Annotated in this window: 11 protein-coding genes; 6 read left to right on the top strand and 5 right to left on the bottom strand. The window is 45.5% G+C overall.

Annotated elements, in window-relative coordinates; genetic code table 11:
• Positions 1-274 precede the first annotated feature (274 nt).
• Entirely contained in the window at positions 275-1,534 is a 1,260-nt protein-coding gene (gene rho, locus MTBPR1_RS07815) for a transcription termination factor Rho (protein ID WP_069187017.1), read from the top strand.
• Positions 1,535-1,620: 86 nt separating this feature from the next.
• A complete protein-coding gene (locus MTBPR1_RS07820; protein ID WP_069187018.1) occupies positions 1,621-2,592 on the top strand; it encodes a glycosyltransferase family 2 protein in 972 nt (323 codons plus the stop codon).
• A 3-nt stretch (positions 2,593-2,595) separates the two neighbouring features.
• On the opposite strand, the gene MTBPR1_RS07825 is transcribed toward MTBPR1_RS07820, so the two are convergent.
• Complete coding sequence (locus MTBPR1_RS07825; RefSeq protein WP_069187019.1) at positions 2,596-3,153, bottom strand: potassium channel family protein; 558 nt, start codon at positions 3,151-3,153, stop codon at positions 2,596-2,598.
• Positions 3,150-3,896 carry a DUF4197 domain-containing protein gene (locus tag MTBPR1_RS07830; protein WP_165602642.1) on the bottom strand — a complete coding sequence of 249 codons (747 nt, stop codon included), beginning with the start codon at positions 3,894-3,896 and terminating at the stop codon, positions 3,150-3,152. Before MTBPR1_RS07830 ends, MTBPR1_RS07825 begins: the two co-directional genes overlap by 4 nt.
• A 129-nt stretch (positions 3,897-4,025) precedes the next feature.
• On the opposite strand from MTBPR1_RS07830, the gene MTBPR1_RS07835 reads away from it, so the two are divergent.
• Positions 4,026-4,856 (top strand): pirin family protein, encoded by an 831-nt coding sequence (locus MTBPR1_RS07835; RefSeq protein WP_069187021.1) that lies wholly within the window; start codon positions 4,026-4,028, stop codon positions 4,854-4,856.
• A 46-nt stretch (positions 4,857-4,902) separates the two neighbouring features.
• On the opposite strand, the gene MTBPR1_RS07840 is transcribed toward MTBPR1_RS07835, so the two are convergent.
• The 3 genes from MTBPR1_RS07840 to MTBPR1_RS07850 form a co-directional block, all read right to left on the bottom strand.
• The gene (locus tag MTBPR1_RS07840) at positions 4,903-5,877 is read right to left on the bottom strand and encodes a quinone oxidoreductase family protein (RefSeq protein ID WP_069187022.1); all 975 of its coding nucleotides are present in this window, start codon (positions 5,875-5,877) and stop codon (positions 4,903-4,905) included.
• 44 nt (positions 5,878-5,921) lie between these two features.
• Positions 5,922-6,401, bottom strand: coding sequence for a methylated-DNA--[protein]-cysteine S-methyltransferase (locus MTBPR1_RS07845; protein WP_069187023.1), 480 nt, complete (start codon positions 6,399-6,401; stop codon positions 5,922-5,924).
• Between the two features lie 133 nt (positions 6,402-6,534).
• On the bottom strand, positions 6,535-8,565 hold the full coding sequence (locus tag MTBPR1_RS07850) for a thioredoxin domain-containing protein (RefSeq protein WP_069187024.1): 2,031 nt from the start codon (positions 8,563-8,565) through the stop codon (positions 6,535-6,537).
• A 156-nt stretch (positions 8,566-8,721) separates the two neighbouring features.
• Here MTBPR1_RS07850 and MTBPR1_RS07855 point away from each other — a divergent pair, with 156 nt between their 5' ends.
• The 3 genes from MTBPR1_RS07855 (at position 8,722) to mnmG (ending at position 12,362) form a co-directional block, all read left to right on the top strand.
• Positions 8,722-8,976, top strand: a complete 255-nt coding sequence (locus MTBPR1_RS07855) for a DUF6489 family protein (RefSeq protein WP_069187025.1) — start codon at positions 8,722-8,724, stop codon at positions 8,974-8,976.
• 6 nt (positions 8,977-8,982) lie between these two features.
• Positions 8,983-10,317, top strand: coding sequence for a tRNA uridine-5-carboxymethylaminomethyl(34) synthesis GTPase MnmE (mnmE, locus tag MTBPR1_RS07860; RefSeq protein ID WP_338031278.1), 1,335 nt, complete (start codon positions 8,983-8,985; stop codon positions 10,315-10,317).
• A 173-nt stretch (positions 10,318-10,490) separates the two neighbouring features.
• Positions 10,491-12,362 carry a tRNA uridine-5-carboxymethylaminomethyl(34) synthesis enzyme MnmG gene (gene mnmG, locus MTBPR1_RS07865; RefSeq protein WP_069187026.1) on the top strand — a complete coding sequence of 624 codons (1,872 nt, stop codon included), beginning with the start codon at positions 10,491-10,493 and terminating at the stop codon, positions 12,360-12,362.
• Positions 12,363-12,402: the final 40 nt, after the last annotated feature.

Below are 12,402 nucleotides of genomic sequence, written 5' to 3' on the forward strand. Positions count from 1 at the left end.
CTGAATGAGAGAAAATATGGCAAGTGTTGATATGGATATCTTGACTTATAGGGATATTTTACGCTACATCTTGAGCAACAGCGGGTCGTCAAAAGCCCCATTATCAGTAATGATATTCCTTCCTTTTCATCTGAATTAAACCTCGAACAGTTCTGTTTCGCCTGCTTTAAACTTCGGATTTATCAAATATATCAATAACATATAAAGATTTCGCCTTTATCGAACCTTCTTATATGTTTTCTCCTTTTCCCCTATATCAAGATGTTGATCCCTTATGAATCTTCAGGACCTTAAAGAAAAAACACCAGCTGACCTTCTTGCCTATGCAGAAGAGTTGGAAATCGAAAATGCCGGTAATATGCGCAAACAAGAACTGATGTTTGCGATTTTAAAGCAACTGGCTGAAAATGACGTAACCATTTATGGCGGTGGCGTTTTAGAAGTTTTGCAAGATGGTTTTGGTTTCTTGCGCAATTCAGAAGCCAATTATCTGCCGGGTCCGGATGATATTTATGTAAGCCCTAATCAGGTTCGTAAATTCTCACTACGCACTGGGGATACGGTTGAAGGCCAAATTCGTTCACCAAAAGATGGCGAGCGTTATTTTGCCCTGCTTAAAGTAGAAAATATTAACTTTGAAGATGCTGGCAAAGCGCGCCATCGTGTGCATTTTGATAATTTGACACCGCTTTATCCAGATGAGCGCCTCAAGATGGAAATTGAAGATCCTGAGCGCAAGGATATGACACCACGCGTGATTGATCTTGTTTCACCTATTGGTAAAGGCCAACGTGCGCTTTTGGTGGCGCCACCACGCACAGGTAAGACGGTGATGTTGCAAAATATCGCCCATTCCATTGCTGAAAATCATCCTGAATGTTACCTCATTGTGCTCTTGATTGATGAGCGCCCGGAAGAAGTGACCGATATGGATCGCTCCGTAAAAGGTGAAGTGATTTCTTCTACCTTTGATGAGCCAGCTTCGCGTCACGTACAGGTTGCTGAAATGGTGATCTCTAAGGCCAAGCGTCTGGTGGAACATAAAAAAGATGTGGTCATCTTGCTTGACTCCATCACGCGTCTTGCACGGGCCTATAACACTTGTGTGCCAAGCTCTGGTAAAGTGTTGACAGGTGGTGTAGATGCCAATGCCTTGCAACGCCCAAAACGTTTCTTTGGGGCCGCGCGTAACATTGAAGAAGGTGGCTCCCTCACGATTATTTCAACAGCCTTGATTGATACCGGTTCGCGTATGGATGAAGTGATCTTTGAAGAATTTAAAGGGACGGGTAACTCTGAAATTATCATGGATCGCAAGCTCGCTGATAAACGGACCTTCCCAGCCATTGACATCACCAAGTCCGGTACGCGTAAAGAAGACCTGTTGGTACCTAAAGATACGCTTTCCAAAATGTGGGTGCTGCGTCGTATTCTTGATCCGATGGGCACAACCGATGGGTTGGAATTCTTGCTTGAAAAGCTGAAATATTCCAAAAATAACGATGATTTCTTTGATGCGATGAACTCTCGTTAATTGATTTTGTGCCCCTGTGAAATCAGGGGCCTTTTTCTTTTTGTTATCCAAGGTTTTCGACATTCTTTGTCGGAGAAAAAACAATCATGACTGCTGTTTCCTACGTCATTACCGTCTTTAATAAAGAAGAATATCTCTCTGAAGTCATCCGTTCCCTTGAGGCGCAAGTCGATATTGAGGAACGTGAATATATTTTCGTGGATGATGGCTCTTCTGATAATTCTGTTGCTGTGATTAAAGAATGCACACGCGATCTTGAGGCTAAAACCATCATTATCGAGCAGGAAAATTTAGGCGCGTCCTGGGGGACAAATGCGGGCGTTGAAGCGGCAAGTCATGAATGGATCAAACTGTGTGATGGGGATGACCTGCTCACACCGCATTCTTCTATCTGGTTGATCAAGGCCTGTGAGAAATTTGGTGTTCATCACGCTTGGGGCCATTCTTCTTATTTTGAATGGCAAGGCGAAGAAGACCCACTTACCCGCAAGGTGGTTGAACCCACAATGGAAGTGATGGAAGACGGGCTTCGTTTTTTCATTCGCAATAATCCAGCCAATTCCACCTGTATGTTATTTAAGAAAAGCTATTATCAGGAAATTGGTGGCTGTGATCCCCGTTTGGTATCACCCGATCAAATGCTCTTTTTCCGCCTGTTTGCTTATGGAAAAGGTGCGCGCGTGTTTGGTGATGTGGGTTTATTGCCCCATGCGGCCCCTGATCGCCTTTCTGCGCAAAAAGGGCGATCGCGCTATGAATCAGTTCTGGCCATGTATTTCACCATTTTGGAAAAGCCGCCGCTTTTAACTGATGAGCATATTGATTATGCCTATCAAAGGGCAGTTTCGCGCGCAGAGCGTTTTCATCGCAAAGTTTATGGTGGACTGTTTAATCGCTTTTTATGGGACCATATGCGCGTGCGCCTAAAACCCCATAAAGACAAGGTGCGCGCTATTAAGAACTGTCTGGCCGCCTTTACCCCTGATGGCAAAATCGAACGCTCAGAAGACTGGAAACCGGGCGCGGGCAAAAAGGGTAAAGCGCCTGCTGATTTTTAGGCCTTATTTCTCTCTTAAAGCTTTTAAAATTTCATCGGTATCGTGATCAATTTTACGGTTGAGAGCTTCATTATTTTTTGACAGTTCCACAATCATGCGATTGAGCTCTTTATTTTCAGAGGCAATTTCGCGGATATGGGCGTTGAGCTCATTATTTTGTTTTGCCAGCAGTTCAATGCGGCTGTTTTGTTGATGGAGCATATCGGTTGTGGCTTGGCGCACGACCTTATCTAAAACGACGGAGCCAATATAACCCGCTAAGGTACCAAATACCCCAATGCCTGTTGCGGCTAAAGGAATGGCGATAAAACGCCCCAAGCCCGTAACCGGATAAAAATCACCAAAGCCAATGGTGGTGACAATCATAAATGAAAGCCAGACGGCATCTTCAAATGATTTGATATTGGCATCAACAGCGCTTGCTTCTGCCCAATAAAGAACAGGCGCACAAAGGGCGATGACCAACAAAGTGACCCCACCCAATGTGATAAAGACGCTGATATAATCCATCTTTGAGATGGAAAAATAACGGATATATTTTTGAAAGAGGCTTACGATCATTTTCCAAAGACGGTCTTTAAAATCTCAGTTGTACGTTTTGCCGGATTCTCACGAATGGCGGCTTCTTCTTGTGCAAGATAATGGAAAATGCCTTCCATCGCCAGCTCGGTCGTATGATTAACCAGATTGGCTTTTACATCCGGCACAAAGGGCATGGATTTATATTGCCCGATAAGTGAGTCATAAGCGCTTAATGCACCCACATCTTTCAAGCTGTTTTCAGCAATGGGCGAGATTATATTTTGTAAATCGCTTGAGGCAACTTTCTTGAAATATTGCGTGGCGGCATCTTTTGGCCCTTTATAAATAGCCTGGGCATCTTCCATATTCATATTTGAAATAGCGTTCCAGATGATCTCTTTGGCTTGTGGGGCGGCTTGTTCTGCTGCGCGATTAAGTTTGAGTTCCACATCATCAGCCATGGCGGAAAGGCCAAATTTCTTTAACAGATTTTGGACCTGTTTTAATTCATCAGGTAGGGGAATATGGATTTGTGGATCCGCGTTATAGCCATCTGCCGCACCGATTTGGGAGACCACATTTTGTGTGCCGACTTTAAGGGCTTCTTGCAAACCTTCAATGATTTGGCTCTGGCTTAATCCACCAGCCAATGATGTTGTGGAAGTTGGCAGATTGACATTTTCCTCAACGGTTTTCTTTAAGGTATTAAGCAGGTCCAAGGCCTGTGCATTTTGGTTAAATGCAAAGAGGGCCAGCAGTGTTAGAATTATAAAGTGCATCATATTCCCCATTGTTATTTTTGTGTGCCGCGTTTCACGTGAAACAATTTGTTTCCATTTCAGGCTCTAATCTAAAGCCGTCTTTCATTCTATCTTATAGGGAAGATAGAGAAACAGGAAAGAGAGAATGTTATGACACAGCGTATGATTGACCAAATAGTTTCGCCCCTTGAAGTCAGCGATGGGGCAGGGGTGAAAATCAAGCGGGTCATTGCCACACCAACGCTCAATACATTTGATCCGTTTTTATTGCTGGATGTGTTTGGTTCTGAAGAAGGGGCCGATTATATCGCAGGTTTTCCCGATCATCCCCATCGTGGATTTGAAACGGTGACTTATATGTTAAATGGTAAAATGCGTCATCGCGACAGTAGTGGAAATGAAGGCCTGCTTGAAACAGGCGGGGCGCAATGGATGACGGCAGGGCGCGGTATTATCCATTCAGAAATGCCTGAGCAAACTGAGGGATTGATGAAGGGTTTTCAGCTGTGGGTGAATTTACCAGCCAGCCATAAAATGACAGACCCGCGTTATCAGGATATATCCCCTGAAGATATTGCTCATAAAGAGATTGAAAATGTCGGCAGTTTAAAAGTTATTGCTGGTGAGATGTTAGGCGTTAAAGGCCCGGTATCCAAGATTATTACAGAACCTGTTTTCATTGATTTAGACATGCAGGCAGATAGTGAAATCAATCTGCCGATCACACAAGGTCATGCGGCTTTTTTATATGTGTTTGAAGGCAGTATCCATCTTGATGGTGAAGATATTGAAACCGATCGCTTGGTGACCTTACAAGATGGGGATCAGCTTTTACTAAAAGCAGGTCCAAACGGGGGGCGCTTTATTTTACTGTCAGCCAATCCAATTGGCGAGCCCATTGCGCGCCATGGCCCATTTGTGATGAACACCCGCGAGGAAATCTATCAGGCCTTTGAAGATTTCCGCGCCGGGCGGTTTTAAACATTCTTGTCATTGTGGATCAAGTCCAGCCATGACAGTATGAGTTTTAAGGAATTAAGATCGTAGAGCCTGTGGTTTTGCGATCTTCTAAATCACGGTGAGCCTGTTCAGCATCTTTTAAATCATATTTCTGGTTCACATGGATTTTAACCGCGCCGGATTTCACCACATCAAACAGATCATTTGCCGCCCAAAGCAGGTCTTCACGTTTGGCCACATAATGCATCAGGCTTGGTCGTGTGATGAAAAGGGAGCCTTTTTGCGCAAGCAGGGCAGGGGAGAAATCAGGCACCGGCCCTGTGGCATTGCCATAAGTGACCATCATACCTAAGGGCGCAAGGCTATCAAGGGAGCCTTCAAAAGTAGCGCCACCAATGGAGTCATAAACAACGGGTACGCCTTCTCCATTGGTGAGTTCGCGCACTTTATCAGTGAAATTTTCTTCACGATATAAAATGGGATGATCACAGCCTTGAGCTTTAGCAAGCTCGGCCTTTTCTGGGGAACCTACTGTTCCGATCACTCTTGTCCCAATAGATTTTGCCCATTGGGTGGCGATTGAACCTACCCCGCCGGCAGCGGCATGAAAAAGGATGGTGTCATCTTTGGTAATTTTATAAATCCGGCGCAAAAGATAATGTGCGGTCATGCCTTTCAGCATCATGGCAGCGGCAGTTTCAAACTCAATCTCATCGGGTAAGGCGATGACAACGCTTTGATCAAAATTACCAAGTTCGGTATAACAGCCCAAGGCCGCGCCAATGCAGACCCGTTGACCAACATTAAATTCACTGACATTTGCGCCCACAGCCTCAACCACACCTGCGCCTTCCATGCCAATGGTATGGGGGAGGCTTGGCGTTGGGTAAAGGCCACTGCGGTGATAACAATCAATGAAATTTAAACCCACTGCTTTAAATCTGATTTGAACCTGATTTTCACTAGGGGCAGAAATATCGATCTTGTCATACGTAAGAGCGTCTGGCCCACCGGGGGTATGGATGCGAATGGCGTTGGTCATATGATTATCCTATTTTTGTAATCTTTATGAAATTCTTGAATAAGTCAGGCTGAGGTTTGATGTCTTGATGTAAGAACGGCTTGTTCCAAGCGCAAGAGCTGCTCTTTTGTTTCTAGGCCTTCTCCACCGGAATATCCGCCCTTATTGCCATTTGATCCAATAATGCGATGACAGGGGATGATAATGGGGATGGGGTTTTTACCACAGGCACTGCCCACGGCTTGAGCTGCTGAATTGAGTTCTTTGGCAATATCGCCATAGCTGCGGGTTTCCCCAAAGGGGATTTCGCACATTTTCTGCCAGACTTTCTTTTGATGGTCCGTGCCATGGGGATCAACAGGCAGGTCAAATTGGGTTAATTTCGCACTGAAATAGGCAGAAATCTGGGCTTTGGCTTCTTTTAATAAAGGGGTTTCAATACCTTGCGGAACTTGGCCCCATTCGAGCACAATGATTTTATCATCTTCTTCAAAACACGATAGAGTGCCCACAGGGCTCATGATTGAGGTGCATTTAATATCCATGGGTGTCCTTTAAAAGGGATTCATATGTAGTTAATTGTAACGATAGCGGAAAGTTAAGGCAGAGTTCAAACTGCAAAAGAAGTTAATTCGATAATTTTTCTATCTCTGCAACTTCCATGAAGACTCCTTATGACTATTCAGGCAGAGAACTTAAAGTCCCTTCTAACCCATCAAGCGTTGTGATGGGCATTGAGCAGCTGCCAAACTGACAGATATAGACTGTGGGCTTATGATCACTCATTTCTTTCCCTTTAAGGCTCTCTGGACCTTGAATTTGGGGTGAATTTCCGCCTAGTAGAAGTTTTCTAGAGGGGGAAGGATAGTGAGAAGCCTTATTTATCAATAACTTAGTATCATTATCTGTGAGTGGGCCTAAAATGGCGATGGTTTCCATTTTTTCAAAACGAATGAGCGCGCTACATAGACCCGGGGTTCCAAATATCTCATTTGGATGGCTTGAGCCAAAGGTTTGAATGAGGTTTTCAAAACGCTCTTTATAATGATCATTACCGCTGAGATGATAAAGATCACACAATACATTTGCCATTAAGCCATTGCCAGACGGGGTGGCATTATCTTGAATGGGTTTTTGTTGAACGGGGAAATCCTCAACGGTTTGCTCGCCTGCAAAATTATATCCTTTGGTATTTTTATCCCAAAAGGCGAGATCAAGATAATCAACCCAGCTTTTAACCTGATCAAAATAACTCACATCCCCTGTGACTTCATAAAGGGCAAGGCCCGCCATAGATAGATTGGCATAATCTTCCAGATAAGCGTTTGATCCTAATTTGCCCTTACACCAGCTATGATGCAGTTGATTGTCCTTAATCATGAGTTTTAGCAAACAGGCGTAAATTTCTTGGGCCTTTGCAATCCAGTCTGGGCGATCAAAAACAAGTCCGGCCTCACATAAGGCCTTGATCATCATGGCGTTCCAATCTGTCAGCACTTTATCATCACGTTGAGGGGCAATACGTTTAAGGCGGGTTTGATAAAGAGTTTTGCGTGCGGTATTTAAATCTTTCTCATCAGACAGGCTGGTAAAAGGTGTTATTCGGCGCAAAATGGTGCTGCCTTCCCAGTTTCCATCGCCACTGATATCATAAGCTTCTTTAAATGATTTTGCTTTATCACCTAAAATCTCATCAATCTCGGCTTCATCCCAGACATAAAACTTACCTTCCACCCCTTCGCTATCCGCATCAAGGGCCGCAGCGAGTGCAAGGCCATGGGGGGTCTGAAGGCTCATTTCAGCAAAGACCCAGTTAATAGTCTCAATAATTGAGCGTTTAAACAGTGCATTTGGATGTTTGCGCCAGACCATGGTGAGCAGGCTAACAAGTAAGGCATTATCATAGAGCATCTTTTCAAAATGCGGGGCGAGCCATTCTTCATCGGTTGAATAGCGCGCAAAACCACCGCCCAGATGATCATAAATTCCGCCGAGACACATTTTTTCTAAGGAAAGATGAATGAGGTCTTCCATCTTTTTATCCTGTTTGATCCAATTGGCCCGCCAGAGGAAATCAAATAAAACAGGTTGGGGGAATTTGGGTGCACCGCTAAGCCCGCCATGAACAGGGTCTAAGGCCTGATGCATATTACCGACAAGGTTGGTGAGGGATTTGATGGTGAGCTTTCCATCGCCTTTGGGCTTGGCTTCTTCTTCAATGGCTTCAGAAATGGCGCGCACGTTTTTGACCACATTTTCTTTTTGCTCATGAAAAACATCGCTAATGCTGCCCAAAACATCTTTAAAAGACGGGCGACCATAAGCGGCTGTTTTTGGAAAATAAGTCCCGCCCCAAAAAGGTTGACCAAAAGGGGTGAGAAAAACCGTCAAGGGCCAGCCACCTTGTTGACCCATTACAGAAATGGATTTTTGATAAAGCGCATCCACATCGGGATGTTCTTCACGGTCCACTTTAATATTGATGAATTTATCATTCATCACATGGGCGGTTTCGCTATCTTCAAAAGATTCATGGGCCATTACATGGCACCAATGACAGGCTGCATAACCAACAGAAAGCAGGATGGGCTTGTTTAATTCTTGGGCGATGGCAAAGGCCTCATCGCTCCAGGCTTTCCAATGAACGGGATTATCTGCATGTTGTAAAAGATAGGGACTTGTCTGTTCATTTAGTTCGTTATGCGCCATTGAAATATATATCCCGCCGTTTTATGAAGTTATTTACTTTCAAGAGTTTCGTTTTTTTAGAAAAATAACAACCCTTTTTTCTATGAGGGATGGACCTGAGGGCAAAAGATTGTCACATTAGAGACAAGAACGCGTTTTATTAGTTGGGATAAATCAATGAAAATCACCATCAATGTCGATTGCACACCGGACGAAGCCCGTACCTTTATGGGGCTACCCGATGTTAAACCCATGCAGGAAATGATGATGAAAGAGGTTGAAGAGCGCATGAAGGCCAACCTCAATGCCATGGATCCTGAGACACTGTTTAAAACATGGATGCCCGCTGGCATTTCAAATATGGAGCAATTGCAGAAAATGTTCTGGTCCCAGTTTGGTAAAAATCCCATGTCGGGCGGCTCAAGCGAATAAACCATTATGATGGATCAGACCATATATGCCCTTGCCAGTGGTGCAGGGCGCTGCGGCGTGGCGGTTGTGCGTTTAAGCGGCAGCCAAGCTTTTGACGTTTTAAAACAGCTTTCAGGCAAAGAAAGCTTCAAAGCGCGCTATGCCCATCGGGTCCACTTATGTGATCCAAGTGATGGCGAACCCATCGATGATGGTCTGGCACTTTATTTTCCAGCCCCTCATAGTTTTACGGGTGAGGATGTGGTTGAGCTGCAAATCCATGGCGGGCGTGCTGTGGTGCAGGGCCTGCTTGATTGTCTCGCCGCCATGGATGGTTTGCGATTGGCAGAACCGGGGGAATTTACTCGGCGTGCTTTTGAAAATGACAAGATGGACCTCACAGCAGCCGAAGGTCTGGCTGATCTTATCCATTCAGAAACCCGTGCTCAAGCCAAACAGGCCTTGCGTCAAATGGAAGGGGCGTTGGGTAGTCTTTATAATGATTGGGCTGATCGCATTTTGCGTATCCTTGCCCATTTTGAAGCGGTGATTGATTTCCCTGACGAAGACCTGCCTCAAGAAGTCGAAGACGGCGTGCGCGCTCAAGTCGATACATTGATGGGTGAGATTGAAGATCACCTTAAAGATGGGCATCGCGGGGAGCTGTTGCGCGATGGGGTGCGTTTGGCCATCGTTGGCCCACCCAATGCGGGGAAATCCAGCCTGCTTAACCATCTGGCAAAGCGCGAAGTTGCTATTGTGTCTGATATTGCCGGGACCACGCGTGATATTATTGAAAGTCATCTTGATATTGGTGGCTATCCTGTGGTGGTCTCAGATACCGCAGGGATTCGCCATAGTGAAGATGTGATTGAAATTGAAGGGATCAAACGCGCGCAAGATCGGGCAGAAAGTTCTGATCTAAAAGTCGTCATGTTTGATTGTGGCGATTGGCCTGAGCTTGATGATAAGACCTTAGAGCTGATTGATGAAGATAGTCTGGTGGTTCTCAATAAGATTGATAAGAACGACAAGCCGGATATTTCCGAGATTAAAGGTCACACTCCTATTTATATGTCAGCTAAATCCAAAGATGGCTTGGCTGACTTTTTTAAGAAGCTTGAAGAAGAAGTTGCCAGCCGATGTATGATGACAGGGGCGCCGGCTTTGACCCGGGCGCGTCATCGCGAAGCCTTGGAAGAATGTGTTCAGGCCTTGGTGCGTTTTTCCCATATTGATCTGGCAGAATTAGCCGCAGAAGATTTGCGCATGGCGACACGATCTTTAGGGCGAATCACGGGTCGAATCGATGTTGAAGATGTGCTCGATATTGTCTTTAGTGATTTCTGTATCGGTAAATAGAGTGTTTCACGTGAAACATTGACGCTGTTTTTTGCAAATAAGCGCAGTTGAAAAATCAAAACCTTACCCATCCCTTACTTATGAACGTGGTTTTCCCCTGCTTTATCCACAGGGGCTAAATTAGTTAATTTTCCAAATTGACTCGAAACCAAGGGATACATACATTCCCGTCTATGAATACATTTGATGTGATTGTTATCGGTGGTGGACATGCTGGCTGCGAAGCAGCGGCGGCAAGTGCACGGATGGGGGCAAAGACCCTTCTGCTAACACAAAGATTAGACGCCATTGGCGAGATGTCGTGCAATCCAGCCATTGGCGGATTGGCGAAAGGCCATCTGGTACGTGAAGTTGATGCGCTAGACGGGCTCATGGGCCGCGTTATTGATGAAGGCGGCATCCAGTTTCGCATGCTCAACCAATCTAAAGGTCCAGCTGTGCGCGGACCACGCGCCCAAGCAGACCGTAAGCTTTATAAGCAAGCCATGCAGGGCATCCTGTCTTCTTATGAAAATTTAGAGTTAATGGAAGGCACGGCTGAAGATCTGATCTTGTCAAAAGATGATAAACAGGTCACAGGTGTTGTGCTGGGTTCTGGTGAGTCCTTACAAGCTGGCTCGGTTATTCTAACCACAGGCACATTCCTTCATGGCTTGATCCATATTGGCAAAGAGACATGGCCTGCCGGGCGCATGGGCGATGAGCCTTCCATCGGTTTGGCAGAAACCTTGGCGCGCTTAAAGTTTGATCTGGGTCGCCTTAAAACAGGGACGCCTGCGCGCCTTGATGGCAAGACTATTGATTGGGATAGTCTGCAACGCCAAGATGGCGATACACCACCCCAGCCGTTTTCTTTCTTAACAGACAAGATCACCACACCACAAATTCCCTGCTATATCACCCGCACGACAGAAGAAACTCACGAGATTATTCGCTCTAACATGGATCAGGCGCCAATTTATTCGGGCCAGATTCAGGGCAGGGGACCGCGTTATTGCCCCTCAATCGAAGATAAAGTGGTACGTTTTGCTGAAAAAAACAGCCACCAGATTTTCTTGGAGCCTGAAGGTCTCGATACAGATAGCGTGTATCCAAACGGTATTTCCACTTCTTTGCCGCGTGATGTACAGATGGCCTTTATGCGCTCCATTCCCGGATTGGAAAAAGTTGAGGCACTCAAACCCGCTTATGCCATTGAATATGATTTTGTTGATCCGCGCGAATTGTATGAGACGTTTGAGACCCGCAAAGTCTCCCACCTCTATTTTGCAGGCCAAATCAATGGCACAACAGGTTATGAAGAAGCCGCGGCCCAAGGTCTAATGGCAGGGGTGAATGCGGCGCTTAAAGCATCTGGCAGTGCAGAGACCTTTATCTTTGATCGCGCAACCGCCTATATCGGCGTGTTAGCAGATGATTTGGTGACGAAGGGAACCAATGAGCCTTATCGTATGTTCACGTCTCGTGCAGAATATCGTTTGATTTTGCGCGCAGATAACGCAGACCAGCGTTTGACCCGTTTGGGAATGGATGTGGGCTGTATTTCTTCAAAACGGGCCATTGCTTTTGAAGCCAAGGACAAAGAGATTGCTGCGGCTAAACAGCGTATGTTTGAACTTAACGCCACACCGCAAGAACTGGCGAAATTTAACATTAAGGTCAATATGGACGGTCAACGCCGTACAGCCATGGGGCTTTTGGCCTATCCCGACGTAACGCTTGATAAAGTCAAAGAGATTTGGCCAGAGCTTGATAACATTACTGGGGTTGTGGCTGAACAAGTTGCCATCGAAGGGCGCTACGCAGGTTATCTGGAACGTCAAGAAGCTGATATTCGCGCCTTTAGACGTGATGAGTCGCTCAGCTTACCAGAAGATTTGGATTATATGTCCATTGATGGCATGTCTACTGAAGTGCGCAGTAAATTAGCAGAACATAAACCCTCAACACTTGGGGCGGCAGCACGCATCTCGGGTATCACACCCGCCGCGCTGACGGCGTTGTTGAGTTACGTTAAACGAAAAAATTTTAACAAAGTCGCTTAAGGTTAAATTAATATGCTTGTTTCACGTGAAACAAGGAGAC

Origin of the sequence: Candidatus Terasakiella magnetica (genome assembly GCF_900093605.1) — a bacterium.
GTDB classification, from domain to species: Bacteria; Pseudomonadota; Alphaproteobacteria; order Rhodospirillales; family Terasakiellaceae; genus Terasakiella; species Terasakiella magnetica.

What these genes read in the sequence shown, in the direction of transcription:
- rho (WP_069187017.1), top strand. Translation starts at nt 275, where the DNA reads ATGAATCTTCAGGACCTTAAAGAAAAAACACCAGCTGACCTTCTTGCC.
- MTBPR1_RS07820 (WP_069187018.1), top strand. Translation starts at nt 1,621, where the DNA reads ATGACTGCTGTTTCCTACGTCATTACCGTCTTTAATAAAGAAGAATAT.
- MTBPR1_RS07825 (WP_069187019.1), bottom strand. Translation starts at nt 3,153, where the DNA reads ATGATCGTAAGCCTCTTTCAAAAATATATCCGTTATTTTTCCATCTCA.
- MTBPR1_RS07830 (WP_165602642.1), bottom strand. Translation starts at nt 3,896, where the DNA reads ATGATGCACTTTATAATTCTAACACTGCTGGCCCTCTTTGCATTTAAC.
- MTBPR1_RS07835 (WP_069187021.1), top strand. Translation starts at nt 4,026, where the DNA reads ATGACACAGCGTATGATTGACCAAATAGTTTCGCCCCTTGAAGTCAGC.
- MTBPR1_RS07840 (WP_069187022.1), bottom strand. Translation starts at nt 5,877, where the DNA reads ATGACCAACGCCATTCGCATCCATACCCCCGGTGGGCCAGACGCTCTT.
- MTBPR1_RS07845 (WP_069187023.1), bottom strand. Translation starts at nt 6,401, where the DNA reads ATGGATATTAAATGCACCTCAATCATGAGCCCTGTGGGCACTCTATCG.
- MTBPR1_RS07850 (WP_069187024.1), bottom strand. Translation starts at nt 8,565, where the DNA reads ATGGCGCATAACGAACTAAATGAACAGACAAGTCCCTATCTTTTACAA.
- MTBPR1_RS07855 (WP_069187025.1), top strand. Translation starts at nt 8,722, where the DNA reads ATGAAAATCACCATCAATGTCGATTGCACACCGGACGAAGCCCGTACC.
- mnmE (WP_338031278.1), top strand. Translation starts at nt 8,983, where the DNA reads ATGATGGATCAGACCATATATGCCCTTGCCAGTGGTGCAGGGCGCTGC.
- mnmG (WP_069187026.1), top strand. Translation starts at nt 10,491, where the DNA reads ATGAATACATTTGATGTGATTGTTATCGGTGGTGGACATGCTGGCTGC.